Source organism: Myxococcus sp. CA005, from assembly GCF_006518205.1.
Lineage (GTDB): Bacteria > Myxococcota > Myxococcia > Myxococcales > Myxococcaceae > Myxococcus > Myxococcus xanthus.
On sequence record NZ_SRLV01000068.1, the window covers coordinates 1 to 26,219 of the forward strand.

Genomic DNA, 26,219 nt, shown 5'->3' on the forward strand with positions numbered 1-26,219 from the left:
GCTTCGGGCAGACGCGTTCACACCTGCATCTTCGAGGAAAGCCCCCATCGGGTGAAGACTCCGGACGTCCTCTTGGTCGTCCCCCATCCCGGCAGGCACCCCTCCCCCGAAGGTCTGCCATTGCCAGCCAACCCCACGCTCCCGCCAAGAGCCCTCACCCCCCGTTACAGCGACAATGTATGTCTTCTTTTCAACGGCCTTGAATTCTTGCGCTGCGGGCTACTCTGCCCCAGAATGAGTCCCAAACACCCCACCCCTGGCAAACTTCGCCAGAATTTACAGTCCGGTTGCGATGATTTGCCCTGACTGTATATATTGACTCATTCATCGCCCTCCCGCCGCATTCCCAACCGGAGCACTCTGGACCCTCCCCCATGGAATCTGTCGCCCGCTCCCAGACTTCATCGCCTCGCCAAGTCGTACGGACCGTGCTTCATGAGGCCCTGGAGAGCAAACTCGGTGGGGAGGTCGTGGTCCGGTCCACCTCCGTGTCCGGACGGATCTTCGTGGTGGCGCGGAAGGTGGCCTGGGCGGTCCTCAACGGGCCGGGGGCGCTCAACTTCTCTTCGGTGCTCATCCGGGAGCGGGTGGTCAGCCGCGAGGACGTCGAGCAGGTGGTGGCGGAGTGCCGGCAGAGCGGGGGCAACTTCTGCGAGACGCTGGTGACGTGGGGCCTGGTTCCCCGGGACACCATGCGAGACCTGCTGCGCCGCCACATGTCGGAGCAGTTGGAGGCCTTGCTGTCGCTGACGGACGCCCAGGCCATGTTCGTTCCGCAGCCGCGCACCTACTCCAGCCAACTGACGTATGGCCTGGATGAGCTGATTTCCACTGTCGCGAAGCCACCCACCCACCCGCTGGTAGAAAGCGAAGTCATGGCGAACGTGAAGCAGTCCCTGGAAGAGACGCTGAAAATCGAGGGGGCCTTCGCGGCCTGTCTGGCGGACTCGAAGAGCGGCATGTGCCTGGGCAGCGTTGGCGGCAGCCCCGCCTTCAACATCGAGACGGCGGCGGCGGCCAACACCGAGGTCGTGCGCGCCAAGACGAAGGCCATGAGCATGCTGGGCATCAAGGACCGCATCGAGGACATCCTCATCACGCTCGGCGAGCAGTACCACCTCATCCGCCCGCTGACGGGCAAGGAGGGCCTGTTCCTGTACGTGGCCCTGCACCGCGCCAGCGCCAACCTGGCGATGGCCCGCTACAAGCTGTCCGAGGTCGAGAAGTCGCTTCAGGTGTGAGCCGTCCCCCAGGTGGATGAGCGCCCGCCCGCCAGCCGGGCGGCGCGCCCCACCCCGCCTCGGACGCGCCCAGGTGGATGCGCGTCAGGGCCCCGCCTCGTTAGAGAGTGCAGCCCCTTCCTGTTGGCACCCATGAAGTCCGTGCGACCGCACGGCGCGGGTGGCCCCGGACGCGCCGGGAATGACGCGGCGCAATGGCAGGTAGAGGAATGACACGTCCCACGAGGGGGGCAAGAGAGGCACCATGTCCTGTCCACAGCCACGACCCACCGAGTTCCGCCTTCCGCTGCGGGCCGAGTCCTTCTCCATCGACGAGCACCGCAACGTGCACTGCCGCTTCTACGGCGGCTGCATCGACGTCGCGGTGAAGAAGGACTGGGATAGCTTCACCTGCGCCAAGTGCCCTCTGTTCCACGAGGACCAGGCCCCGGGCGCCAGCGCGTACGCCTTCAACCAGCCCGCGGATCCGGGCCGGCCCTAGCGGTCATCCGCGGACAGGCCCCGGCGGTGCGCGCTTCCATGGGACGAGGGAGCGCCCCACCGCCGGAGCCACTGTTGACCAGCCCACGCGAAGCCGGGACTCCTGGAGGGAGTAGGCATGCGGGGCTCCTGACGCCAGCTTGGGCCCAACCTGCACGGGCGACTCCTCCGCCTGAAGGGAGAGGCCCCCATGCTGCGCCAGCTCCTGCTCTCCGACTTCCGTTCCGAGGGCCCCGCCGCCGGACATGGCTGGCCGCTGGTGCAGCACACGTTTCCCACCGTGCAGCTCGCGCCCCTGGCCGCCGGGCGCGGGGGCCGCGTGCTCCACCTGGACGCTTCCGAATGGAACGCGCCAGCCTTCGACCCCATCGCCTGGGACGCTCGCGTCTTCGAAGCGGCGGAGAGCACCGAATGGCTGTCCTTGCATCTGGACGGCGCGAGCTGTGAGGCGCTCGTCGTGGCCGCGCTGGAAATCCTCACCCGCTACCAATGTCTGGTGCGGCGCCGCAACGCGGCCTCGGCCACACCGCTCTTCAGCCGGCTGCTGGCGCGGTACCGCTCGCTGCATGATTTAGAGCAGCCCCGGGTGCGCGCGGAGTTCCACCGCGCGGTGGATGCCTGGCAATGGACGCTCCGGCTGCGGCCAGATGTGGACCTTCCGCCGCAGGCCGCGGCCTTCTTCCATGAAGGGGAACAACCCACGACGCCGCTTCACGCCGACCGCGCGGTGCGGGTGTTGGAGGAGGCCGGCGCGGATGACGTCACCTGCCGGCGCGTGCGGGAGTTGCTGACGCGCGACGCGCGCACCGCCAACGCGCGGGACGTGTCCCTGCTGGACACCGCGGACGCGCTGTCGTTCTTCTGCCGGGAGTCCTCCGCCTGGTTCCGCGAGGCCCCGCCCGAGCACCGCCGCCGTCAGGTGGCCCGGATGCTCGCGCGGCTGCGGCCCGAACATCTGCGCTGGTTGGGACACATGCGCTTGGCGCCGGCCGTGCGCGGACAGCTCGAGGTCCTGGTGGCCGCCCACTTCCCGGTGGACGGCACGGCCTGAGCTGGACGGCACGCGCGCGGCCTCCCACGCTACGCATGAGCGGTCTGGTCCGGTGGGCAAGCAAAGGCGTTGTCGTTCATCGTGACGTCGCCCGTGATGCCAGCGGCCTGCTGTCGCTCGGTAATCTCGCGCAGGTTGCGCTCCTGCTTGTGCCCCATGGCTCCGCCCAGAATCACGCCCATGATGAGGACGGAGAAGATGACGACTCCCAGGATGGTGGCGCCAAGGATTTCCATGAGCTGACCCTCGCTTGCTGGGGCCGCGCGCCACGGAGGCGAGCACGGCCACTTTGTCTTCACCCTGGAAAGGTGTGTCGTCCCTCCCTTCACGGCGCTGCTTCCCCGACCGTCCGTGGCAGGGACGTCCGCCCTCCCGGCAGACAGGCGGCTAACGCGAGAGCATGTCTGGTTTCTCGAAGCGAGGCAGACACAGCCGGAAGCGCGTGCCCTCTTCCGGGTAGCCGCCGCCCAGCCGGGTGCACGTGAAGTCCAACAAGTCATTGCTCATCCGCGCCATCCGGTCCGCGGAGACGGAGATTCGGTTGACGGAGATGGCCTGCAACGGGCTGCGCAGGTCATGCCCGAGGACGCCCAGGAACTGCTCGCGGAACACCACCGTCTGCCGCGGGGATGCCCTCGAAGAGCAACTGCAAGGCGTCCACGCCAGGGAGGCGGGCGCCCCGGCGTCCCGTGTCAATGCCCCACGGCCGCAGATGCCTGTCATGACACGGACAAATCAGACATCCCCTTCGCCTGCCATGGAAAACACTTCCAGCAGCCTCTCACGCAAAGGCATCAAACTCGGGAATCATGGCACGCAGCCAACACAGCCTGTCACCGCGATATAATGAGAGACGACGGAGGACGTTGGCATCGGCGTCCGCCCACTGTACGCGGAGCGGCTGGGAATGGGCAGGCGAGCAAGCGGGCCCTCTTCGCCTCGACCGCACGGCCACCCTCCGGCCAGGGAACGAGCAACTCCCACATGGCGGGTTCGGGGGAGGGACACCACCTTCCGCAAGCGGATATCGCCTGAGAGGGATAGGCCGCGTGAGGAGCGTGACACCCCCATGTGGAGCCCATCTCCCCGTCGAGTTCGTCCCGCGCCGTGGCGCGTGCGGGGGGGTACGCGCGCATCCGCGCGGCCCCTGGCGGCCCCGCCGGCGACGTCCCGTCCCCTGGACACACACGCACCGCCGCGCCCCTATCGGGGACGGCCGCATGGCGTGTCCTCCATGGCCTGTGGACTGTCGCTCACCGCATTGGGCGGCGCCGGCATCCAGGTGCTGGGCCCTTCCTGTCTGGAGCGGCTGCGTCGGCGGAAGCGGGGGCTCCATCGCTGGTGGCACCGCTCCCAGGAGCCGCTGATGGAGTCCATGGAGACGGCCCTGACCATGGCGCTGCTCGGCGTGTCCGTCCTGCCACTGGTGGGTGACGACAATCCACCGGAGGAGTGGACCGCCCGGCCCGACGCGGTGCGCGACATCCGGGACGACGCTCCGGACGACGACCTCGATTTCGAGTCTGCCTTCGCGTCCTACTAACGCGCCTGTTAACACCGGGGCATGACGACCGCGCCCCGCCCCAATCCGCTGCTGTCGGACCGCGACGTGGACTTCCAGCTCTACGAGGTGCTGGATGCCACGTCGCTGTGTGCCCTGCCCGCGTTCGCGGAGCACTCCCGCGACACCTTCACCCTGCTGCTGGACAGCACGCGTCGCTTCGCGCGCGAGGTGCTCTACCCCACCTACCGCGACATGGACGCCCAGCCCCCGTCCTTCCGCGACGGGCGCGTCCACGTCCACCCGCTGATGCGCGAGCTGTACCCGCGTCTGGTGGAGCTGGGCCTGCTCACCGCCACGCGCCCGCCCGACGTCGGCGGACAGCAACTGCCGCTCACCGTGCACGCGGTATCCACCGCCTACCTCATGGCGGCCAACCTGAGCGTCTACGCCTGGCTGGGCCTGACGCTGGGCGCGGCGCACCTGCTGGAGGTGTTCGGCACGCCGGAGGTGAAGGCGACCTTCATGGAACCGATGTACCGGGGCGAATGGACGGGCACCATGGCCCTCACCGAGCCGCAGGCGGGCAGCAGCCTCGCGGACGTGCGGACCCGGGCGACGCCCGCGCCGGACGGCACCTGGCGCATCCAGGGTTCGAAAATCTTCATCAGCGGCGCGGACCAGGACTTCAACGAGAACGTGGTGCACCTGACGCTGGCGCGCATCGAAGGCGCGGAGGGCGGCACGCGGGGCATCTCCCTCTTCGCGGTGCCCTCTCGGCGGCCGGAGGGCGGCACGCTGGTGGACAACGACGTTCGCGTGGCGGGCGTCATCCACAAGATTGGCTGGAAGGGCATCCCCAGCCTGGCTCTCAACTATGGCGAGTCGGGTGACTGCCACGGTTGGCTGGTGGGGCCCCCCGGACGGGGCCTGGCGTGCATGTTCCAGATGATGAACGAGGCGCGCATCATGGTGGGCATGAACGGGGTGGCCACCGCGACGGTGGCGTACCACGAGGCCGTGGCCTACGCGCGTGAGCGCCCCCAGGGCCGGCCCACTGGCGTGCGCGACGCCACGCGGCCGCAGACGCCCATCATCGAACACGCGGATGTGCGGCGGATGTTGCTGCGGCAAAAGGCCATCGTCGAAGGGGGCCTGTCGTTGCTGCTCGCCGCGTCGTACCAGGCGGACCTCGCGGGCCATGGCCAGGACGAAGCCACGCGCCAGCGCGCGGGCCTGCTGGTGGACCTGCTGACGCCCGTGGCGAAGTCGTTCCCCGCCGAGCGCGGCTTCGAGGCCAATGCGCTCGCGGTGCAGGTGCATGGGGGCTACGGCTACTCCAGCGAGTACCTGCCCGAGGCCTGGTTGAGAGACCAGAAGCTCAACAGCATCCACGAGGGAACCACCGGCATCCAGGGCCTGGATTTACTGGGGCGCAAGGTGGTGGCTGGAGGCGGCGCGGCGCTCCAGTCCTTCGCGGAGGAAGTGGGCACCACGGTGGCGCGAGCACGCGCGGCGGGCGTGACGCCAGAGTGGGGCGAAGCGCTCGAACAGGCCCTTGCGGAGACCACCACCGTGGTGACGGAGCTGGGCGCGCGTGGCATGTCCGGCGAGGTCGAGTTGATGCTGCGGCACAGCGCGGACTTCCTGGAGCTGTTCAGCGTGCTCGCGGTGGCCTGGCGCTGGCTGGCCCAGGCCGCGGCGGCGAAGGAGGCGCTGGAGCGCGGCGACCCGGACGCCGACTTCTACGAGGGCAAGCTGGCCGCGGCGCAGTACTGGTTCGCGGTGGAGCTGCCCCGAGTGCCACTGCTCGCCCGGCTGTGCCGGACAGGAGAGGATTCCTACGCGCGCATGCGCCCGGAATGGTTCTGAGACGACGCCCCCGACGATTCTCCTGCATGAATCGTTGGAGCTCGTAAGATGTAAAGCGTGACTGTTTCTTTCCACCTGTGCCAGCCCGGTGGAGGCGCGTCGTGCGGAGCCTGCTGCGGCCTCTACAACTTCCGGGACCACTCCCGCCTGGCCGTGGCGGAGCAGCTCTCCATGCAGACGGAGCGGCTGCGCCGCGTGCCCTGGGAAGCCTCGGCGTGGCACGAAGCCGCCCGTGAGTTGCTGGCGGCTCGGCGCGCCGAGCCCATGTTCTCCGCCGTGCGGGTGTGTCCGCTGCTGGGCTTCGTGGACAACGAGCGCAAGCAGGTAGGCTGCCTGGCCCACCCACTGGTGACGGGCGGCACGGACCTGCGGGACTGCGGCGTGTACCGCTCGTCCGTCTGTGAGACGTTCACCTGCCCCTCGTTCGGTTGGCTGACGGACGCCCAGGCGAAGCTGGTGCAGGTCGCCTGCGCGGACTGGTACCTGTACGGGCTGGTCATCACCGACGTGGAGTTCGTCCGCGGCTGCCTGCGCCTGTTGGAGTGGGAGCTGGCCGGGCCCGCGCGTCCGGAAGTGCTGATGGAGCAGCCGGAGGCGCTCGCCGCGATACGGCGGATGTTCGCCCTGAAGGAGACGGCGCCGCGACGGGGAACGAATGCCACGGTGTTCGGCCGCTTCAACCGGGACGCCGATGGCGAGCCCGTGCCGCGCACCGTGGACTACGTGAAGCTGGGCGTGCGCGCGTCGCCGGAAGACGACGTGGTGCTGTGCCTGGGCTATGCGCCGAAGGACGCCACGGAGTTGATGGGCGCACGCGAACTGGTGCGCTCGCACGTGAAGGCCGTGGCCCGCGCGCTGGCGGCGTGACGAGTGTCCAACCGTCATCGCGGATTTCCAACGCACGGCTCCCACCGAGGGGCCGGCGCACACCGTTTGCATTGGAAGCCGCGAAACGGAACGCGTGGGAACTCGAGGGGCACAGGATGGGAAGAGGATGGGCGTGGGTGGGAATGCTGGGACTCTTCGCGTTGACGACGGGCTGCCGTGAGCGGGAGCCTCGGGCGGCGGTGGTCACGCCCAGCGGCGTGGAAGCGGACATGACGGCCAGGGCCATTGAACGCGAGCCCGTGTTGGCGGTGAACAGTTCAACAGAGCCCGCCGCGCTCCAGCCCTCGATGGCGATGCATGAACGGGCGCCCCGGATGAACACCCCGACGCGAGCGCCCACGGCCCTGAGCGACACGTCCGTGGCTCCGCTGGAGGGCGCACCCGTGCGCGGCGCCCCGGATCCGATGGCGGAGTCCTCCGCGCCGTGGACGCAGCCGCAGGTGCCCCCGAGCCGGGTGATGATTGGCTCCGAGGCGGTCCAGGCCCGGGAGGATGAGGACTGGTACCTGGGCGCGGCGCGCGCGGCGCAGGACGCGACGGTGGAGACGGGCCAGGGCGGCTCGGGCAATACGCCCCTGGAGGACGTCATCATCGCCTCCAGCTCCGTGAACGGGCGCGTCACGAAGGTGAAGCAGAACACCCTCATCGTGAAGGACCGGGAGGGCAGCGTCTACGAGTTGGAGCTGGACCCACGCAGCCGTGGCCTGCGGCAGGGGCGGAAGGTGCCGCTGCGTCAGCTGCGGGAAGGCACGCCGGTGCGTGCGCAATTCGTCCTCATGGGTGGCCGCACCGTCGCGCGCGACGTGCAGATCCACCGCTGAGACAAGCCCGCGCCGTGGTAGGGCCTGCCCACAGGGAGGCCCTACCCGGCGTCATCACCGCCTGAAGCCCGTTCGCTCGTCCGCACACCGGGCAAGCGCAAGAGCCCATGGCTTTCGCCAGCGCCGCGCGCCTCCTGAGATATCGGGGCCCAAGCCTCGGAGGCGAGCGCATGCAGGAGCCCATTCCACCGCGGTCCCACACGTCCGGCTGGCGCCGTGCGTGGCGCGGCCTGTGGGTGACACTCACTGCGAAGCCCACCTGGACGCAGGCGCCCCGCCGCGACTCGGGCCCCGGTGCCCACGAGACAGCCGATGTGCGACCGCCCTCAGCGGGGTCCCCATACCGTGGCCGCGCATGGCTGGGCATGCTGGTGGCACTGGGTTCGATGACTGCATGCGCGCCGCGCGGAGCGGGCTCGGCCCAGCCGTCCATTCCACCACCGCCCCGGCTCTCCGCGTCTCAGGTCGCGAAGCTGATGCCGCCGCAGCTCCAGGACCGCGAGGGCTGGGCGCGCGACGTGCTGGCCGCGCTGGAGGTGGAGGAGATTGCCCCGTCACCGCCCGCGGTGTGCTCGGTGCTGGCCGTCATCGAACAGGAGTCCGGCTACAAGGTCGACCCGGCTGTCGCGGGGCTTCCGAAGATGGTCCGCACGCGCCTGGAGGAGCACGCGAACAAGCTGGGCCCCCTGGGCCGCAAGGTCCTGGCGTCGGTGCTGGAAGGGCGGGCGAAGGGGAGCAAGAAGACGTTCGACGAACGGCTGCGCGCGCTGCGCACCGAGCGCGACCTGGACCGGCTCTTCCGCGACATGCTCGCGTACTACGAGAACGAATTCCCGAGCGCCTTCAAGGTCGTGGACTTCGCCAGCGGCGTCTTCGCTTCGGGGAACCTGCACGAGTTCAATCCCGTCACCACCGCCGGCTCCATGCAGGTGAGCGTGCGCTATGCGATGCAGAAGGCGGGCGAGGACGCGGACCCGGCCGAGGTGCGCGAGTCGATGTACACCCGCGCGGGCGGCGTGCGCTACGGCACCGCGCGGCTGCTGGGTTACGAGGCCGCATACCCCGAGCCCCTCTTCCGCTTCGCGGACTACAACGCGGGCGTCTATGCCTCCCGCAACGCCGCGCTCCAGTCACAGGTGAGCCGTCTCACCGGCCACCCCCTGGCGCCCGACGGAGACCTCCAGCTCTACGACAAGCAGGGGCAGCCGCGCAGCGAGGACAGCAAGTCGCTGCTGGCGCTGCTCGCCTTCCGTCAGCGCTTCGCCCCGGAGGAGCTCAGCGAGCGTCAGGTGCGCCGCGACGTGCGCAAGGAGAAGGAGCCGGACTTCGAATCCACCGACACGTTCCGCGCGGTGAAACGTGTCTACCAGCGGGAAACGGGCGAATCGCCGTCCTACGCCCAGCTTCCCCGGGTGACGCTCCAGAGCCCGAAGCTGAAGCGGGAGCTGACCACCGCGTGGTTCGCGCGCTCGGTGGACCAGCGCTTCCAGAAGTGCATGACCCGCTACCGCGCGCTGACGGCGAAGTAGCGGGCCCCGGATTCAGCGACCACGCCTCACGGGGTGGTGAAGAACGAGCTGAGAGTGTCCGCGCGCGCCTGAGGCAACCGGTCCACGGTGCTGAACGGGAAGCGCTCCATCTCGTAGTGCGGAGCATCCACGGCCGAGACACGCAGGTAGTAGATGCCCTCTGGCGCCAGCGTCCCGGGCGGCAGACGCACCTGGGTGACCGAGCCGGGCACGTTCACGGTGCCATGCAGCACCGTGGTACGGAAGTCCTCCCGGAACCGGTAGATGGCAATCCGGTAGGCGGCGGGTGACCCCACCGTGGGAGGCAGCCACGCGATGACGGGACTCGCGGAGCCCACCTCACGGGAATCACTGGCGGGCAGACCGTCAATGGTCAGCTCACGAGGCGGAGACACGCGCGGCAGGATGGGTCCTGCGACGAGGCTATCCAGTCGCTCGTAGGTATACATGCTGCCGGATAGGTAGAGCCGGAGCCCGGAGCCCCCCGGCACCTCCGCTTGGACGCGGAATGAGTACTGCGCTCCGCCCACCATCTCCCACGAGGATGGGAACGGGTTTCCGTACGACAAGCGCCGGGTGAAGTCGAACGAAGTGCCCCGCGGCAACGTCAGGGAGAGCGCCTCCCCCGAGTACCCCACCCAGCCGTCGCTCAGGCCGTGGGCCGCGGGCATGACGAAGAAGGAGGGGTAGCTGGCCGTGGCGAGCGGGTGCACCGCGTGTACGTACCGGGTGAAGTCCGGCAGGCGCCACTCGATGGGGAACTCCGTCATCGGCACGGAGCGCATGACGCCCGTCAACGGCATGGGGGTGATGCCATCCGGGACGAAGTCGAACGCCCCCATCTCCACGCTGCGCACCAGGGCCGAATATGCCAGCGGGGTCCCGTCCGGCAGCGTCCCCGCGTCCATCTGGCCGTGCTGGCTCACGTATAGACGGTCTCCCCGGTCAGCCTCGAAGACAGGCAGCGAATAGCCGCTGCTCACCAACACCTCGGCGTTGTTGCTGAGCAGGTGCGTCTGTCCTTCAAGCACCTCGTCGAAGACATTCACGCCGCCATAGAGGTCCACCTGTGCGGACGCGACCTGCAGGCTCGAGCCCGGCTGCGTCACGCCTCCGTAGGGCACCCATGGCGCCAGGTTGACGAGGTTCACCTGGACGGGCGACCAGAACAAATCACTGAAGACCGTATCGGGACGGCCCAGCCGGTTGCTGCCAATGTCGACAGCGCGCGCGGACGTGACGACGAAGCTGTTGCCCGTTCGCAGGTAGTACGCACCGGACGGGATGCCCGTAAAGCGCCAACCTTCCGGAGACGCCGAGCCCGACACGACGCTGAACGTGTTCCCGGAGGGAACGTAGATTTCAGGAGGATTCGCGGAGAGGTCTTCCTGGCGCTCCGCGACCCCCACCGCCGTGTGGAAGCGCGTGGTCTGCGTCACAAACACCACGTCGTCGGAATCGCCGGGCTCACTGATGTCGGACCGCGGCTCGTCCGTGCCCGTTCCGTCGCCCGAGGGACGGTCCTCACTCACGGGCGACTGTCCGTCGCCGAAGTCCGAAGCGGAACCCGGTTCGCCACCCGCACAGCCAAGCCACGCAGCACAGGTGGGCACCAGCAGCAGCGACCAGTGACGCAAACGCATATGACCCCCATCGAGGATGAAGCGCCGAGCACCCTACCGAGGGCCTCTGACATCTCCTGCTGGGCGGCCAGATGGGCTGCGTTCGGGACAGAGGATTCCGCCCCGAAGGCACCGCCGGCCCGACAACCTCCAGGTCCGGCGGTGCGCGGCGAGTCTCAGCGCTTCGCGGGCGGCGCGAAGTGCTTGTCGGAAATCTTCATCTCCGTGACGGTGCCGTACTTGCGAGCCGCCTCACGGATGTCCGACGCCTTGCCGATGAGGACGAAGGTGAGGTCCTCCGGCGCGGGGAGCTTGCGCTGGATGATGCCGTGCACGCCCTCGCGGGTCGTGGCGGAGACGGCGCTGGCGAAACCATCCACGTCGCTGGCATCCAGGCCATAGAAGGCCAGCTCCGACAGCTTGCCGGCCACCTGCGTCCCGGTCTCCAGCGTGGGCGGGAACTGCCCCAGCACATACGACTTCGCGGAGGCGAGCATGGCGTCATCCATGCCGGACTTCCGGTAGCCGGCGAGCGTCTCCAGCGCCAGGTCGATGGCGCGGCCGGTGGACTCCGTCTTCGTGTACGAGGCGATGATGACGGGCCCCGGACGCGTGTGACGGATGAACACGGAGTTGGCGCCGTAGCTGAGGCCGGACTTCACGCGCAGCTCCGTGTTGAGCAGCGAGGTGAAGCGTCCACCGAACACCGTCTCCGCGACCCGCACCGAGGCCCGGTCCGGGTCATCGCGGGAGATACCGGTGTTGCCAATCCAGAAGTACGTCTGGGTGGCGTCCGGCTTGTCCACCAGCAGCACGCGCCGGCCCTTGGAGGCGGCGGTGGCGGGCACGGTGGGCGCGGGCGTGGCGGCGCGCGCCCAGCCGCCGAGCGAGGACTCCAGCTTCTTCGCGAGCGCCTTCGCGTCGAAGTCACCCACCACGGACAGGACGAGCCGGTCCGCGCCCAGGTGGTTCTTCGCGTACGCGAGCACGTCCTCGCGGGACAGGCCGGGCAGCGACGCCTCGCTGCCGTTGACAGGCGTGCCATACGGGTGCCCGGCGAAATGGAAGGCCTGGAAGTACGCGCCAATCAGCATGCGCGGGTCGCCATCCTTCGCGGCGGCGATCTCAGAGGCCTTGCGCGCGCGGACCTTCTCCAGCTCCTTCGCGTCGAAGCGCGGGCGCGTGAGCATGTCGGTGAGCAGCTCCACCATCAGCCCGGTGTCGCGCGACATGAACTGGCCGCTGATGACCAGGGCCTCCAGGTTGGCGGCCACCTGCAGCTCGCCGCCCACGCCGTCCACGGCCTCGGCGAACTGGCGCGCGTCACGGCCGCCGGCACCCTTCTGCAGCAGCTCACCGGTGAGCGCGGCCAGGCCTTCCTTGCCAGCGGGGTCACCCAGGGCGCCGCCGCGCACCCACGCACTGAACGAGACGAGCGGCAGCTCCTTGCGCTCCACGAGCTGGAGCTTCGCGCCGTTCTTCAGCGTGACGGTGGTGGCCTTGGGGAGCGTCACGCCCTGCTGCGCCGGAGCCGCCGTGGCGGGCTTCGGAGCAGCGGCGGAGCCCTGGGCCGCGGCGGGGACGGAGGACAGCAGCAGCGTGGTGAACGCGGCCTTCCAGGAGAGGGGGGCGCTCATCGCGAGGCCTCCTTGCGGGAGTCGGGGGTGGCGGCCTGCGCGTCGGCGGGCACGAGCCAACCAACGGTGCGGCGCTGCGAGTTGAAGATGCGCGCGGCGACCTTGCGGACGTCGTCACGCGTCACGCGCTCATAGCGGTCGGGCGCGTCGAAGAGCTGGCGGTAGTCACCGCGGAACGTCTCCGCGGCGCCCAGCGCGCGGCCGCGGCCGTTGTTGGTCTCCAGGCTGCGCCAGAACTGGGACAGGGTGATGTTGCGCGCCTTCTTGAGCTCGGCGTCGCTGACGCCGTCCTTGACGACGCGGGCCAGCTCCTCAGTGAGCAGGCCTTCCACCTTGGCGACGTCAGCACCGGGCGGCAAGTCCGCGTAGACCCAGACGAGCGAGGGGTCGAAGCCCGGGCTGAAGTGGGTGTTGACGCGGAGGGCGGCGCGCTCCTCCTCGACGAGGCGGCGGTGCAGCCGCGAGGAGTCGCCGTTGGTGAGGATGCTCAGGAGCAACGTGAGCGCTTCCACGTCCGCGTCCTTGCCGGAGATGCCGTGGTAGGCCAGTTGGATGAGCGGGGCCTGGGCCTGCTTCTTCACGACGATGCGGCGCTCTCCCTGCTGCTCGGGCTCCTTGGTGCGGACGGGCTCCGGCGCGGGCTGGGAGGGGATGGGCTCCAGGTACTTCTCCGCGAGCGCGAAGATTTCCGCGGGCGTCACGGCGCCGGTGAAGATGAGCGTGGCGTTGTTGGGCGCGTAGTACGTCTTGTAGTAGCGCTGGAGGTCCTCGATGCGCCACGACTCGATGTCGGACGGCCACCCGATGACGGGGAACTGGTACGGGTGCGCCACGAAGGCGGTGGCCTGCACCTGCTCCATCAGGGCGCCCATGTTGTCGTTGTCGATGGCGGAGCGGCGCTCCGAGTACACGACGCCGCGCTCGGACTCGGTGACCTTGGGGTCGATGGCCAGGTGCTGGAGCCGGTCGGCCTCGAGGTCGAAGATGACGTCGAGCGCGGAGCGCGGGAACCAGTCCATGTAGACGGTGACGTCCTCGGAGGTGAAGGCGTTGTTGGCGCCGCCGTTGGCCTCCATGACGCGGTCGAACTCACCGGGGCCGTACTTCTTCGCACCGTTGAACATCATGTGCTCGAAGAAGTGGGACAGGCCGGTGATGCCGGGGTACTCGTTCCGGCTGCCGACGCGGAACCAGTTGTAGAGGACGACATTGGGAATGTCGTGGTCGGGCCAGACGATGACCTTGAGCCCGTTCTTGAGGGTGCGGGACTCGATGCCGGCGCCGAGCTTGGGCGCGGCGGACACGGCGGACTTCGCCACCGGCTTGCCGCCCTGCGTCTGCGCACAGGCCACGGGGCCGGCGAGCAGGGCCAGACACGAGGTCCAGAGTAACGACTGACGGAACATCCGTGCTCCTGTCGGAAGAGCGCCCGGGAACGGGCGGCGGCGCACGATATTCCAGTTGCCACCCTCCTGGGTTGACCAGGAGGGCGGATGACGCGGCGACTCAGGCGCCGAGCACTTCGCGGAGCACTTCCTGGAAGTAGTTGATGCTGCCCGTGTGCGTCTGGAAGTGCCTGGCGGACTGGTGGAGGCGCTGGATGACGGCCTCGAACTCCGCCTGACTGACGTCGCGCAGGGACATGTAGAGGCGGACGGCGCCCTGGAGGTGCGAGAAGAGCGGGTTGCGGTCGGTGCCGTCGGGGCGGCGCAGGAGGTGGCGGTAGAGCCGCTCGAATTCCTGGTCCGTCTCGGTGTTGCGCACGGCGCGGCAGTAGCCGGCGGCGGTGGCCTCGATGAGGAGGAAGAAGGGCTGGTACTCCGGCGGCGGCGCCTTGGCGAAGCTGGGGGGCTTCACGTCGCCCACGAAGAGCTGGGAGATGGGCTTGAGCGTTACATAGGCCAGCTGCTCGCCCGCGCGAATCTGGACGCGCTCCCCCACCGGACGCACGTGCTTGCCGTCCTCGTCCCACTCCACCGCCACGTACAGGCGCTCGGGCTGGTCCACCTTCACGCCCGCCTTCTCGAGCTCCGCCACTGCGTTCGCGTCCATCTCGTTTCGTTCCTCCGGCTCCCTCTCTACCCTGCTCCGGGCAGCCCGTGCACCCGGCATCGTGGGGCAACGTCGGGAAGGAGGAGAAACGAGGGTGCCTTTCTCGCGCCCTGGAATTACTGGTATGCCAAGGAACTCCAAGAGCATCTGCGGCCACTGGTCTCCAGCCGCTGTGCGTCACCCCTGAGTCCCTGCCCCACCCATGTTCGAGAACTTCTTTCGCTCACGCGATGCCGATGCGCTTGAGGTCTTGGGAAAAGTCGACACGGTCCGCCGACTTCACGGCCTCATCGATGAAGCCCAAAAGCATGTCACGCTGATCAGTCCCTACGTCAGCATCGAGAAACTGCGAGACATTGAGCGCAAGATTCGTCAAGCCCTCGAACGGGAGGTGGCCGTGACCCTGGTCATCCGCGAGGGTGACGAGAGCACACGGGGCCCCTCACAGCAAGGCGTGGAACTCCTGGTCAGCCTCATGCAAGCGGGCATGCGCCTGTTCGTCGTCAGGGACCTGCACGCCAAGCTCTACTACTCCGAACGCCACGCTCTCATCACGTCGCTCAACCTCATTGAGTCTTCCTTCAACAACAGCATTGAAGTCGGCATCTGCATCTCAGCCGGTCGCGCCGAGTACGTGAGAATCAGCGACTTCATCGAGAGCGAAATCACCCCACACCGAAAGGAAGTCCCCTTCAAGCCGGCCACCGAGCCGCGTCGCAGGAGCGCCACGCCCGTCCCCCGGCACGCCACGCAGGGATTCTGCATCCGCTGCCGCGACGCAATCGGCTTCAACCCGGAGAGGCCCTACTGCGACAGCGACTTCAACGTCTGGCGCCGATACAGCGACCCCACCTACGAAGACAACCATTGCCACCATTGCGGCATGGACTTCGCCGCCAGCAAGAACAAGCCCCTGTGCCGTAAGTGCTACGGAATGCTCAGGTAGCCTTCAGCGCCCCGTGACGATGAGCTCCCCGTTCCTGTCAGTCCCTGAATCGCAGTGGGTCGCGGCCAACACGTTCGCTTTCGCCATCCGGGATGGCTTCCCGGTGAGCCCGGGACATACGCTGGTGATTCCCCGGCGGCAGGTCGCGACCTGGTTCGACGCCTCGACCGAGGAACAGCGCGCCATCTTCGAGCTGGTGGACGAGGTGAAACGCGGGCTGGATGGCGAGCTGCATCCAGACGGGTACAACATCGGCATCAACGTGGGCGCGGCGGCCGGCCAGACGGTGCTCCACCTGCATGTGCACGTCATCCCTCGCTTCCAGGGTGACATGGACGACCCTCGCGGCGGAGTCCGGCACGTCATTCCAGGCAAAGGCAACTACCTCGCCGGGCGAAACAAGCCCCTGGCCACGGGAGGCCTCGGCGACCCGTTCCTGCACCACCTGGAGCCGCTGTTCGCGGATGCGGTGGAGATTTCGGTCCTGGCGGCCTTCGTGCAAGACAGCGGACTGGAGCTGCTGCGCGAGTCCGTGGAAGCCGCGCTCACCCGGGGGGCGACGGTTCGCATCCTCACGGGTGACTATCTGGCCATCACCCAGGCGGATGCACTTCGACGGCTGCTCGACTGGATGGAAGAGGACGCCGCGCTCCAGGCGGAGCCAGGCCGTGGCCGTTTTGAAGCGCGTGTCGTGGAGGTGGAGAAGCTCCAACTCACGTCATTCCACCCGAAGTCCTGGCGCTTCCTTGGCACCGGGCTCGCGGTGGCCTACGTCGGCTCGAGCAACATCTCGCGCGCCGCCTTGAAGACGGGCGTCGAATGGAACCTGCGCGTCGAGCGGGACCGGGACCCGCAGGCCTGGAACGAGGTGGTGGATGCATTCGAGGGCTGGTGGAGCCGGGCCTCCCCCTTGGACGCAAATTGGGTCGAGCAATACGCTCGCCGCGCACCAGCGGCCCGACTGCGCCTCCCGGCAGGTGAGACGGAACCAGAAGCCCCCTTGCCCCGTCGCGAGCCACACAGCCTGCAGCGTCAGGCGCTCGGTGCGCTCGCGCGTGGCCGGCGCGAGGGACGGCAACGCGCACTGGTCGTCCTCGCGACGGGCCTGGGGAAGACCCTGCTCGCGGCGCTCGACGTGGAACAGTTCAACCAGGAACGGGGACGGGCGAGCCGCGTGCTGTTCCTCGCGCACCGGGAAGAGCTCCTCGTCCAGGCAGCGGAGACGTTCCGTCGTCAGCAGCACCACCTCCGATTCGGCTGGTACGTGGGGCAACGCGCGCAGCTCGTGGGCGACGTGGTCTTCGCCTCGGTGCAGAAGCTCTCGCGGCCAGAAGACCTTCACGCGCTCCGCCTCGCGGCCGCGTTCGACTACGTCATCGTGGACGAGGTCCACCACGCCACGGCGGCGAGCTACCGGTCCATCCTCGCCTGCGTGGAGCCCGCATTCATTCTCGGGCTCACGGCGACACCGGAGCGCGCTGACGAGGGCGATGTGCTCGGCCTCTTCGATGACCACCTCGCCTGGCGCTCGGACCTTGGAGAAGGCATCCAGGAGGGACTGCTCGCACCGTTCGAGTACTTCGGGCTCAAGGACACCGTGCCCTACGAGAACATCCCCTGGAAGAGCCGCCGCTTCGACGTGGCGCTGCTGACCCAGGCGGTTGAGACGGAAGCACGTATGCGGACACTGTGGCGTGCGTGGCAGAAGCATCCCGCAAGCCGCACGCTCGTGTTCTGCTGCTCCATCTCCCATGCCCACTTCGTCCAACAATGGCTGGGAGGCCAGGGGATTCGCGCCGTGGCTGTCCACGCCGGGGCTGGCTCAGCGGACCGCGCCCAGTCGCTGCGCCAGCTCGCGAATGGCACGCTGGATGCCATCTGCGCAGTGGACCTGTTCAACGAAGGCGTCGACGTCCCGAGCATCGACCGCGTGGTGATGCTGCGCCCCACGGAGTCCCCCGTCGTTTTCCTCCAGCAGCTCGGGCGAGGGCTGCGAAAGGCCAAGGGAAAAGAGCGGGTCATCCTCATCGACTTCGTCGGGAATCACCGGCTGTTTCTCGACCGGCTCCGAACCCTGCTGGCCGTGGGTAAGCCTCCGGTCTCCCTGCGTGACTTTCTCACCTCGGACCGGCAACCCGCGCTGCCTGCTGGCTGCACCGTGGAAGTGGAGCTCGAAGCCAAGGAGATGCTCCGGCACTTCCTCTCCGGAGGGGGGCAGGAGGTCGAGCGTGTCTACCGCGAGCTGCGCGATGCACGGGGACTGCGGCCCACCATCGGAGAACTCTACCGTCGTGGGTATTCACCCGCGACGCTGCGCAAGGCGCACCCGGGGTGGTTCGATTTCGTGAGGTCGGAGGGCGACCTGACGGACGGCGAGGCTCGGACCCTCGACAAAGGCCGCGACTGGTTCAAGGAGCTCGAGCTCGCGAACATGAGCCAGTGCTTCCAGATGGTCGTACTGGAAGCGCTGCTCGAAGCCGATGCCCTGGAACAGGGGCTGCCGCTGCCCGAGCTTGCCCGGCGATGCCTGGCCATTCTCCAACGCTCCCCCGAGTTGCTCCGGGACCTCGAAGCAGTCAAGGCCCTGGGCGACCCACGGCTCCCGAATCCCGCCCGGTTCCTCACGTACTGGAAGTCGAACCCCATAGAGGCGTGGACGAAGGGCGGGAAGTGGTTCCGCGTCGAGGAAGAGCGGTTCATCCCTCGCCTTCCCATGGCCCCATCGACCCAGAAGTCCTTCGAGGCGATGACTCGCGAGCTGGTGGACTACCGGCTCGCACAGTATCGGCGCCGCCAACAGGCGCAGGCGCAGGACTCCGCCTTTGATGCGAGGGTCATCTCGAACAGCCGGGGCCCCATCCTCAAGCTCCCGGAGCGGAGTGCGCGCTCGGACCTGCCCCTGGGAACGACAGCGGTCCGGCTCGACGATGGAGCGCGCTGGCATTTCGACTTCGTGAAGATTGCCGTCAACGTCGCGCGACCCGATGGCGCGAAACAGAATCAACTGCCGGACCTCTTGCGCCAATGGTTTGGCCCCACCGCGGGAATGCCGGGCACGGCCTTTCGCGTCCGGTTCACGCTCGGCCCTGACGGGTGGAGCGCGGCCCCGGTTCAGGCCGAGCCGAGCCCCCTCGCGCCATGGGGGACACTGGTCGCATTTCCCAGCCTGCGCGCGGCCGCGGGCGCCGTGGAGCACCCCATCTCAATCGACCAGGCTCCGGAAGCGGCGAGGGTCCGCCTTCCGAGCCGAGTGCAAGGCGAAGGGCTGTTCGCGGTGCGCGCGTCTGGTGATTCCATGGACGGAGGCGCGCACCCCATCCGCGATGGTGACTGGCTGGTGATGCGCGACGCGAAAGCCGCGGGGGCGGGGCGCCTGGATGGGAGGGTGGCCCTCGTCCAGGTCCCCGACCCAATCACAGGCTTCCGCTACCAGGTGAAGCGGCTCGTCCGGCAAGACGGGCACTGGCTGCTCCGCTCCGACAATCCCCTGCGTGAGTCCTTCCAGGCTGGTGAAGCGACCTCCCCCGTCGCCCTGGTCGTCGAGGTCATTCCACCCGAACGGCTGGCACCTCCTCTGGGCACGACGCTCACGGAGGAGCAGCTCAGCTCCCACTTCGGATTGAGCACGGCGCCCAGAACGGGGCGCCATGAAGGCCACCTGTTCCTGTTCATCAAGGACGCGCAAGCCTTCACCTCACCCGGCCGCCTGGCGCTGCGCGTCCCAGACCACCACCCCAGTGAAACAGCCTTCGTGTTCACACAGGAGACCGCGTCCGGTGACTGGACCTACCAGGGAGCCGCTGTCTGGCGAGACGATGAAGACCGGTGGGCCCTGGAGCTCCCCAGGTCCGGGTGAGCCTCCGTCCAAGCGCGGGGGGCCGCCGAGGGTACGCCCCATCACGCACCTCCAGCCGCGCCGAAGCGCAGCAGCGCCAGCGATTCCCGGGCCCCGCGTCCGTGTCCCGCTCGATGGGGACGACGAAGCGAGAACAAGAGGACTCGCGGCTGCCCAGCAGCCCGGGAAGGGCAGCGCGTAGAGGCTCAGAGTTCCGACAGGCGATTCTCCACGGGCGCGCCCGTCAGCGGGACGCGCGGGCCCGCGTATTGGGCGCCGGAAACGACAAAGGCCTCTGGACTTTGGGTCCAGAGGCCTTCATCTCCGCTAAGTGCCCAGGGGCGGAATCGAACCACCGACACGGGGATTTTCAATCCCCTGCTCTACCGACTGAGCTACCTGGGCGTAAGAGGCACCGCGCGGAACGGCGCCTTCATAGCGAGCCCCTCCCTCCTCCGTCAACAGCATTCTCCGCCACCTGGGCAGGCAGGCGTCAGGCCGCCAGGGACATCGCCTCCCCGTCCCAGGACGTGAGACCGGCCGTCAGCCTGTGGCGCAGCTTCACCCGCAGGCCCTGTTCGATCTGCCGGATACGCACCGCCGTCACCCCGAAGCGGCGTGCCAGCAGCTCCGCGCTCACCCCATCCTCCGCAAGCATCCGCTCTTCCACCAGCGCACGCTCCCGGGCATCCAGCTCCGGCCAGGCCGCGTCCACGCTCGCCCGGAGCCGCCGCGCCCACTTCGCCCGGTCCACCTGGTCCTCCTGCGAGTCGGCATCCGCCATCAGCCCCTCCAGCCGCGTGGCCTCCGAGTCCGGAGACACCGGCGCGTCCAGCGACACGTCCCGCGACAGCGCCTCCATGGCGAGGGCCACCTCGTCCTCCCGCTTCCCCAAGGCCTCGGCGAGGCGCTTCTCCACCTCCGGGTGACCCTCCCCCCACCGGGCCTCCAGCCGCGACCGCTCCCTCCGGAGCTGGAACACCACCCACGGCGCCCGGCCGCCCGCCATGCTCCAGTTGCGGCCCACGTAGGCGCGGATGCGCGCACGGATCCACTGGCTGGCATAGGCCGCGAACGGCACCCCGCGTTCCTCGAAACGTCCCGCGGCTTCCATCAACCCAACGTTGCCTTCCGCCACCAGCTCTTCCATCGACAGGCCGGTCCACCGGTACTTCCACGCCAACCGCCGCACCAACTTCAGGTGCTCACGGACGCGCGCTTCAGCGACCTCAGCCGGAACCACGAGCTCAGGGGATTCAAAGGACACGTTCAGGTTGATGGCTTCCATGGACCTCCTCCGGTTGGGCGCGCCCACACGGCGGCGCGACGCAGAGGAAATTAAAGGCCGGGGCTCTATAAGAAAATTAGGTAGTTTAACGACAACACTTCGACTATCTCTATGGATATGAGCTGGCTCAACTACCATCACCTCCTGTACTTCTGGACGGTTGCGAGGGCGGGCAGCATCGCCAAGGCAGGCGAGGAGCTGCACCTGGCGCAGCCCACCATCAGCAGCCAGCTCAAGCTCCTGGAGGAGTCGCTGGGCCACAAGCTGTTCGAGCGCCAGGGCCGCAAGCTGGTGCTCACCGACGTGGGCCGCACAGTGATGCGCTATGCGGACGAGATCTTCCGCCTGGGGAACGAGCTGAAGAACGTCGTCTCCGGCTTGCCGCCCGGGCAGCAACTGCGGCTCAACGTCGGTGTGCTCGACGTCATCCCCAAGCTGGTGGCCGAACAGCTCCTCAAACCCGCGCTCGAAGCAGGCCCGTCGCTGCGCATCATCTGCCGCGAAGGGCCCTTGCCGCAGCTGCTTGCCTCGCTGGCCCTGCATGAACTGGACGTGGTGCTCGCGGATGCGCCCAGTTCGGAGCCGGTGAGCGTGCGCTCGTTCAATCACTTGCTCGGCAAGTGCGGCGTGTCCTTCTTCGCGGCGGGGAAGCTGGTCGAACTCAGGGAGAACTTCCCTCAGTCGCTGGATGGCGCGCCCGTGCTGCTGCCGTCAGTCGAGTCCTCCGCGCGCCGCTCCATGGACCTGTGGTTCGAGCGCAAGGGCCTGCGCCCCGTCATCGCGGGTGACTTCGATGACAGCGCGCTGCTCCAGGCCTTTGGCCAGCGCGGGCACGGGGTCTTCGCCATGCCCAGCGCCATCGAGGCCGAGGTGGAGCGTCAGTTCAACTGCTCCGTCATCGGGCGCACCGACGAAATCGAGACCTGCTTCTACGCCATCACTGTCGAGCGGAAGATTCGCCACCCCGCTGTCGTCACCATCGCCGAGGCGGCGCGCTCGCACATCTTCGGCGAGTGAGCCCAAGGCGCCGCGCTCAGGCCCGAGGTGGCGCGCGGTACACCTCCGTGCCCGCGACCACGGTGGCGAGGACCTGCGCCTTCACCAACGCCGAGGCGAGCGCCTCCAGCGGCTCTTCCGACAGGGCCACGAAGTCGGCGTCCATCCCCGGAGCCAGCCTGCCGCGCCGGGCGTCGTCGAAGGACGCCCAGGCGCGTGCGCGTCCACGAGGCCCGGCACCACGGTGGCGGCCCCCAGGTCCACCCGGCGCGCAGTCGGGCCCGCGGCGGCCTCCGCTTCTTCGCGAGTCCCCACGGCCAGCAGCCGCCCATCCCGCACCGCCAGCGCTTGGGCCCGTGGCCGCGCCGCATCCAACGTCCAGACCCGCTCCGCCAGGTAGACTGGCGCCTGCACCGTGACTCCTTCCGCGTGCCGCTTCGGACGCGAACTGTGCGGGAGTCAGGATGCGCTGTCACTGTCACACGTGTGGCGACGAATACCGTCCGGGCGGCGGACTACTCCGCCGGCGTCTCCTGCGTCTCCGGTGTGCCCGCGTCGGTCTCCGGCAGGGGCGTCGCGGGGCCCGCGGGGGTATCCGGCACGGTCTGCACAGGCTCGCGAATCTGGTCCGGGCCCGTCAGGGGCTGACGGTCCTCCGTTCCTTCGGGCTGCGTGGTCTTGCAAGCGGGCGCAGCAACTGCCACGCCCAGGGCAATGAGAACGGCACGACGCATGTAGCCTCCTTCTCGAGTTGCGGACGGCCCCCAGGGAGCGTGCCCTCCATCGACAATCTGTCGACGACAGCGAACGTCCACCAGCGGATGCCCGAGCACACCTTCGAGCGCCTGCCCCCGATCCCGGACAGCAGCCCGGCAGCCACGCGGCGCGGATGATGCTGCTTCCCATGCGCACCGTTGCCTGGAGCGTTCACCTGGGAGGCCGAGGCCATGCTGGACGTCGTGGACATCGGCAAGCGTTCGCTTGCCACCTATCGCGGGATTGCTCCCGACGAAATCCTCGACGAACTGCACTGGCTCTCCGAGGACTTGCGCGGCGCCCGGTGCATGCACCTGAGCTCCACGCCCTACGGCGGCGGCGTCTCCGAAATCCTCCGCTCCCTGGTCCCGCTCTACAACGACCTGGGCATCGTCACGGACTGGAAGCTCATCCACGGCGACGACACCTTCTTCCAGGTCACCAAGCGCATCCACAACGGCCTGCAAGGCGCTCCCGGCGAACTCACCGAGCGCGAGAAGGCCACCTACCTGGCCAACGCCCAGCTCAATGCCCACCGGCTGGTCACGAATTCGGAGAACTACGACTTCGTCTTCGTCCACGACCCGCAGCCCGCCGTGCTCGCGGCGCTGAGTCCTCATCTCGATGCGCGCTGGATATGGCGTTGCCACATCGACACCTCGCACCCCAACCCGACCTTCTGGGACTTCCTGTCGCCCTACCTGCACGCCTACGACGCCGCCATCTTCACCATGCGGGAGTTCATTCCACCGCAACTCCCCATCTCCGACGTCCGCATCTACCCGCCCGCCATCGACCCGCTCAGTCCCAAGAATCACCCCCTGCCGGAGGCCCTCGCGCGCGACGTGTTGGAGTGGATTGGCATCCGCACCCACCGGCCGCTCGTCACCCAGGTCAGCCGCTTCGACCGCTGGAAGGACCCGCTCGGCGTCGTCCGCGCCTACCAGCGCGTGCGTCCCCACGTCCCCGACCTCCAGCTCGCGCTCGCGGGGTCACTCGCCATGGACGACCCGGAGGGCTGGGACGTGTACGAGGAGCTCCGCGCCGCCACCGCGGGCGACAGCCTCATCCACATCCTCACCAACCTGGTGGGCGTGGGGAACATCGAGGTCAACGCGCTTCAGGCCGTCTCCGATGTCGTCGTCCAGAAGTCCCTGCGCGAGGGCTTCGGGCTCGTCGTCGCGGAGACGCTGTGGAAGAGCACGCCCGTCGTCGGTGGCCGCGTGGGCGGCATTCCCATGCAACTGCCAGAGGGCACTGGCGGAGCCCTCGTGGACACCGTGGAGGAATGCGCCGAGGCCATGCTCCACCTGCTCCGCCGTCCCGACGAGGCCCACCTGTTGGGCGCGCGCGGACACGAGCACGTGCGCCAGCACCTCCTCATGCCCCGGCTGCTCGTGGACCACCTGCGACTGCTCAAGCACCTGGCGGCCGTGCGCCCCCTGCCGCCTCGCGGCATCGTCCCCGTTTCCTTCAACCCGGCCAGCCTCCAGGGGGTGTGAGATGCACCAACGGGCACGCTGGCGACTCGCGGCCCCCGCACTCCTGTGTGTCCTCATGGCGGGGCTGCTCGCGTCCGCGGCCAATGCCCCCACGAGGAACGGCCAGCCCACCGTGGCTCGCTGCGACCTGGAGGGCGTGGTCGACGCCGGCACCGGCGGCTACCTGTCCGACTGCGTGGCACGCGCCACGGCCGCGGGACATGACGCGTTGCTCGTGCGGCTGGACACCCCCGGTGGGTCGCTGGAGGCCACGCGCCACATCGTCCGGGCCTTCCTCGCGTCACCTGTCCCGGTGCTCGTCTGGGTCGGCCCCTCCGGCGCGCACGCGGGCAGCGCGGGCGTCTTCATCGCGCTGGCATCCAACGTCGCGGCCATGGCGCCGGGCACGAACATCGGGGCCGCGCATCCGGTCGTGGGCCCCTCCGGCCAGTCCCCAGAAGCCGTGGGCGGGGAGCAAATGGCTCGCAAGGTGGAGAACGACGCCGTCGCGTTCGCGGAGAGCATCGCCCAGCAGCGGGGCCGCAATGTGCAGTGGGCCGCCTCCGCCGTGCGAGACAGCGTCAGCGTGTCCGCGGACGACGCGCGGGCACTGCGCGTGGTGGAATACGTGACGCCCACCGAGGCGGACTTCCTCGCGCAGGCGGACGGACGGCAGGTGACGGTGGCGGGTGGCGAATCCGTGCGGCTCTCCACCCGGGATGCGCACATCGTCACGATGGAGCCCACGCTGTCCCAGCGCACCGTGCACGCGCTCGCCAATCCCGCCATCGTCTACCTGCTGTTCCTGGTGGCCGGGCTGGGGCTGGTGGTGGAGCTGTCACATCCAGGCGCCATCGCCCCGGGGCTCATCGGCGTGGTGGCGCTGGTCCTGGCGTTGGTGGCGTCCTCCGCGCTGCCGGTTCGCGCGGGCGCAGTGCTGCTGATGATGGCGGGCGTGGCCCTCATCGTCGCGGAGCTGTTCGTCACCAGTGGGCTGCTCGGCGCCGTGGGCGTGGTGCTGCTGGGCCTGGGCGGACTGTTCCTCGTGGACCGCTTCAACCCGGAGTGGTTCGTGGACCGCTCCTTTCAAGTGTCGTGGACGTGGCTGGTGCCCACCACCGTGGCACTGGGAGGTGCGGCGGCTTACGTCGTCTACCGGAGCGCGCAGACGCGGCGGCTCCCCCAGCGAGGTGGCGACCTGGGGCTCGTGGGAGAGCGAGGCACCGCCCTGGCCCCGGTGACACCGGAGAGCGGCGAGGTGTTCGTTCATGGAGAGCGCTGGCGCGCCACGTCCACCGCTCCCATCCGCTCCGGCGCACACGTCGTGGTGCGGGGCATGGAAGGACTCACCCTCTTCGTCGACGAGGTACCGACCTGATGCAACTGACTGGACTGTTCGGAGTGTTCATCCCCGTCGCCATCCTGTTCCTGCTCTTCCTGTCGGGGGTGCGAATCGTCAACGAGTACCAGAACGGCGTGGTGTTCCGGCTCGGGCGCTTCGTGGGCCTCAAACGCGCGGGCTTCCGCTGGCTCATCCCCTTCGTCGAGCGCATGGTCATCATCGACCTGCGCATCGTGGCCCGGGACGTGCCTCCACAGGACGTCATCACCCGGGACAACGTCAGCGTGAAGGTCAACGCCGTCGTCTACTTCCGCGTCATCCACGCCGACAAGGCCGTGCTCCAGGTGGAGGACTACCTCTATGCCACCAGCCAGCTCGCCCAGACGACGCTGCGCTCCATCCTGGGCCAGGTGGAGCTGGACCAGCTCCTCTCCGAGCGGGAGCGCATCAACCACGAGATTCAGCAGGTGCTCGATGCACGCACCGACCCGTGGGGCGTCAAGGTGTCCAACGTGGAGGTGAAGCACATCGACCTGCCCGCGGAGATGCAGCGGGCCATCGCGCGGCAGGCCGAGGCTGAGCGCGAGCGCCGCGCGAAAATCATCGCCGCCGAGGGCGAACACCAGGCCGCCGAGAAGCTCTCCATGGCCGCCAAGGTCCTCGGCCGCTACCCGGCCACCCTCCAGCTCCGCTACCTCCAGACGCTGGTGGAAATCACCACCGGTGGCAATCACACCATCCTGCCCATCCCGCTAGACCTGCTGCGCACGCTCAGCGGCGTGAAAGCCCACATGGAGCGGGCCGACGATGGACATGAAGACCGGCGATACACCGAGGATGAGGAAGAGGGCCCTCCCGCGGGCGGCCTGTCCTGACAGCCG

The 26,219-nt window shown here is 68.6% G+C and carries 23 protein-coding genes, 1 tRNA gene and 1 pseudogene; 14 read left to right on the forward strand and 11 right to left on the reverse strand.

From position 1 onward, the window contains the following. Positions 1-488: 488 nt before the first annotated feature. From FMQ63_RS25965 to FMQ63_RS25975, 3 genes are all read left to right on the forward strand, one after another. On the forward strand, positions 489-1,241 hold the full coding sequence (locus FMQ63_RS25965) for a hypothetical protein (protein WP_228556495.1): 753 nt from the start codon (positions 489-491) through the stop codon (positions 1,239-1,241). A gap of 244 nt (positions 1,242-1,485) precedes the next feature. After that, positions 1,486-1,722, forward strand: a complete 237-nt coding sequence (locus FMQ63_RS25970; RefSeq protein WP_011550925.1) for a hypothetical protein — start codon at positions 1,486-1,488, stop codon at positions 1,720-1,722. 189 nt (positions 1,723-1,911) lie between these two features. Further along, positions 1,912-2,772, forward strand: a complete 861-nt coding sequence (locus tag FMQ63_RS25975) for a hypothetical protein (protein WP_011550924.1) — start codon at positions 1,912-1,914, stop codon at positions 2,770-2,772. A 29-nt stretch (positions 2,773-2,801) separates the two neighbouring features. On the opposite strand, the gene FMQ63_RS25980 is transcribed toward FMQ63_RS25975, so the two are convergent. Together FMQ63_RS25980 and FMQ63_RS38130 are read right to left on the reverse strand one after the other, a co-directional pair. After that, a complete protein-coding gene (locus FMQ63_RS25980) occupies positions 2,802-3,008 on the reverse strand; it encodes a hypothetical protein (RefSeq protein WP_020478727.1) in 207 nt (68 codons plus the stop codon). A 151-nt stretch (positions 3,009-3,159) separates the two neighbouring features. Continuing rightward, complete coding sequence (locus tag FMQ63_RS38130) at positions 3,160-3,495, reverse strand: histidine kinase (protein ID WP_011550922.1); 336 nt, start codon at positions 3,493-3,495, stop codon at positions 3,160-3,162. 511 nt (positions 3,496-4,006) lie between these two features. Here FMQ63_RS38130 and FMQ63_RS25990 point away from each other — a divergent pair. The 5 genes from FMQ63_RS25990 (at position 4,007) to FMQ63_RS26010 (ending at position 9,383) form a co-directional block, all read left to right on the forward strand. Beyond that, positions 4,007-4,315: a hypothetical protein gene (locus tag FMQ63_RS25990; RefSeq protein ID WP_020480685.1), complete on the forward strand. Its 309-nt coding sequence runs from the start codon at positions 4,007-4,009 to the stop codon at positions 4,313-4,315. A gap of 21 nt (positions 4,316-4,336) precedes the next feature. After that, positions 4,337-6,145 (forward strand): acyl-CoA dehydrogenase, encoded by a 1,809-nt coding sequence (locus FMQ63_RS25995; protein ID WP_011550920.1) that lies wholly within the window; start codon positions 4,337-4,339, stop codon positions 6,143-6,145. 57 nt (positions 6,146-6,202) lie between these two features. After that, the gene (locus FMQ63_RS26000; protein WP_011550919.1) at positions 6,203-7,012 is read left to right on the forward strand and encodes a hypothetical protein; all 810 of its coding nucleotides are present in this window, start codon (positions 6,203-6,205) and stop codon (positions 7,010-7,012) included. 143 nt (positions 7,013-7,155) lie between these two features. Further along, the gene (locus FMQ63_RS26005; protein WP_216608745.1) at positions 7,156-7,854 is read left to right on the forward strand and encodes a hypothetical protein; all 699 of its coding nucleotides are present in this window, start codon (positions 7,156-7,158) and stop codon (positions 7,852-7,854) included. A 170-nt stretch (positions 7,855-8,024) separates the two neighbouring features. Next, positions 8,025-9,383, forward strand: coding sequence for a DUF1615 family protein (locus FMQ63_RS26010; RefSeq protein WP_020478730.1), 1,359 nt, complete (start codon positions 8,025-8,027; stop codon positions 9,381-9,383). Between the two features lie 26 nt (positions 9,384-9,409). Here the strand turns inward: FMQ63_RS26010 and FMQ63_RS26015 are convergent, their stop codons facing one another. The 4 genes from FMQ63_RS26015 to FMQ63_RS26030 form a co-directional block, all read right to left on the reverse strand. After that, complete coding sequence (locus FMQ63_RS26015; RefSeq protein WP_011550916.1) at positions 9,410-11,026, reverse strand: hypothetical protein; 1,617 nt, start codon at positions 11,024-11,026, stop codon at positions 9,410-9,412. 155 nt (positions 11,027-11,181) lie between these two features. Then, positions 11,182-12,642, reverse strand: coding sequence for a pitrilysin family protein (locus FMQ63_RS26020; RefSeq protein WP_011550915.1), 1,461 nt, complete (start codon positions 12,640-12,642; stop codon positions 11,182-11,184). After that, positions 12,639-14,048 carry a pitrilysin family protein gene (locus FMQ63_RS26025; protein WP_044272965.1) on the reverse strand — a complete coding sequence of 470 codons (1,410 nt, stop codon included), beginning with the start codon at positions 14,046-14,048 and terminating at the stop codon, positions 12,639-12,641. Before FMQ63_RS26025 ends, FMQ63_RS26020 begins: the two co-directional genes overlap by 4 nt. A gap of 100 nt (positions 14,049-14,148) precedes the next feature. Beyond that, positions 14,149-14,694, reverse strand: a complete 546-nt coding sequence (locus tag FMQ63_RS26030; RefSeq protein ID WP_026113873.1) for a hypothetical protein — start codon at positions 14,692-14,694, stop codon at positions 14,149-14,151. Between the two features lie 202 nt (positions 14,695-14,896). On the opposite strand from FMQ63_RS26030, the gene FMQ63_RS26035 reads away from it, so the two are divergent. Together FMQ63_RS26035 and FMQ63_RS26040 are read left to right on the forward strand one after the other, a co-directional pair. Beyond that, positions 14,897-15,640, forward strand: a complete 744-nt coding sequence (locus tag FMQ63_RS26035) for a phospholipase D family protein (RefSeq protein ID WP_011550911.1) — start codon at positions 14,897-14,899, stop codon at positions 15,638-15,640. Positions 15,641-15,659: 19 nt separating this feature from the next. After that, entirely contained in the window at positions 15,660-19,496 is a 3,837-nt protein-coding gene (locus tag FMQ63_RS26040; RefSeq protein WP_216608755.1) for a DEAD/DEAH box helicase family protein, read from the forward strand. 311 nt (positions 19,497-19,807) lie between these two features. Here FMQ63_RS26040 and FMQ63_RS26045 read toward each other — a convergent pair. Further along, positions 19,808-19,880 (reverse strand) — tRNA-Phe (locus FMQ63_RS26045). Positions 19,881-19,968: 88 nt separating this feature from the next. Continuing rightward, positions 19,969-20,763 carry a sigma-70 family RNA polymerase sigma factor gene (locus FMQ63_RS26050; RefSeq protein ID WP_026113872.1) on the reverse strand — a complete coding sequence of 265 codons (795 nt, stop codon included), beginning with the start codon at positions 20,761-20,763 and terminating at the stop codon, positions 19,969-19,971. 117 nt (positions 20,764-20,880) lie between these two features. Between FMQ63_RS26050 and nhaR the strand changes: the two genes are divergently transcribed. Then, on the forward strand, positions 20,881-21,780 hold the full coding sequence (gene nhaR, locus FMQ63_RS26055; RefSeq protein ID WP_026113871.1) for a transcriptional activator NhaR: 900 nt from the start codon (positions 20,881-20,883) through the stop codon (positions 21,778-21,780). Between the two features lie 16 nt (positions 21,781-21,796). Here the strand turns inward: nhaR and FMQ63_RS38135 are convergent, their stop codons facing one another. From FMQ63_RS38135 to FMQ63_RS26065, 3 genes and pseudogenes are all read right to left on the reverse strand, one after another. Beyond that, positions 21,797-21,925, reverse strand: coding sequence for a hypothetical protein (locus tag FMQ63_RS38135; RefSeq protein ID WP_020478731.1), 129 nt, complete (start codon positions 21,923-21,925; stop codon positions 21,797-21,799). A gap of 50 nt (positions 21,926-21,975) precedes the next feature. Next, a pseudogene (locus FMQ63_RS38140) lies at positions 21,976-22,173 on the reverse strand (amidohydrolase); the annotation flags it as partial. 101 nt (positions 22,174-22,274) lie between these two features. After that, entirely contained in the window at positions 22,275-22,493 is a 219-nt protein-coding gene (locus FMQ63_RS26065) for a hypothetical protein (RefSeq protein ID WP_020478732.1), read from the reverse strand. Between the two features lie 213 nt (positions 22,494-22,706). On the opposite strand from FMQ63_RS26065, the gene FMQ63_RS26070 reads away from it, so the two are divergent. The 3 genes from FMQ63_RS26070 to FMQ63_RS26080 are packed head-to-tail and all read left to right on the forward strand — an operon-like array spanning position 22,707 to position 26,213. Next, entirely contained in the window at positions 22,707-24,017 is a 1,311-nt protein-coding gene (locus FMQ63_RS26070; RefSeq protein WP_011550907.1) for a glycosyltransferase, read from the forward strand. A gap of 1 nt (position 24,018) precedes the next feature. Further along, positions 24,019-25,374 carry a nodulation protein NfeD gene (locus FMQ63_RS26075; RefSeq protein ID WP_011550906.1) on the forward strand — a complete coding sequence of 452 codons (1,356 nt, stop codon included), beginning with the start codon at positions 24,019-24,021 and terminating at the stop codon, positions 25,372-25,374. Then, positions 25,374-26,213, forward strand: a complete 840-nt coding sequence (locus FMQ63_RS26080; RefSeq protein WP_011550905.1) for a slipin family protein — start codon at positions 25,374-25,376, stop codon at positions 26,211-26,213. Before FMQ63_RS26075 ends, FMQ63_RS26080 begins: the two co-directional genes overlap by 1 nt. Positions 26,214-26,219: the final 6 nt, after the last annotated feature.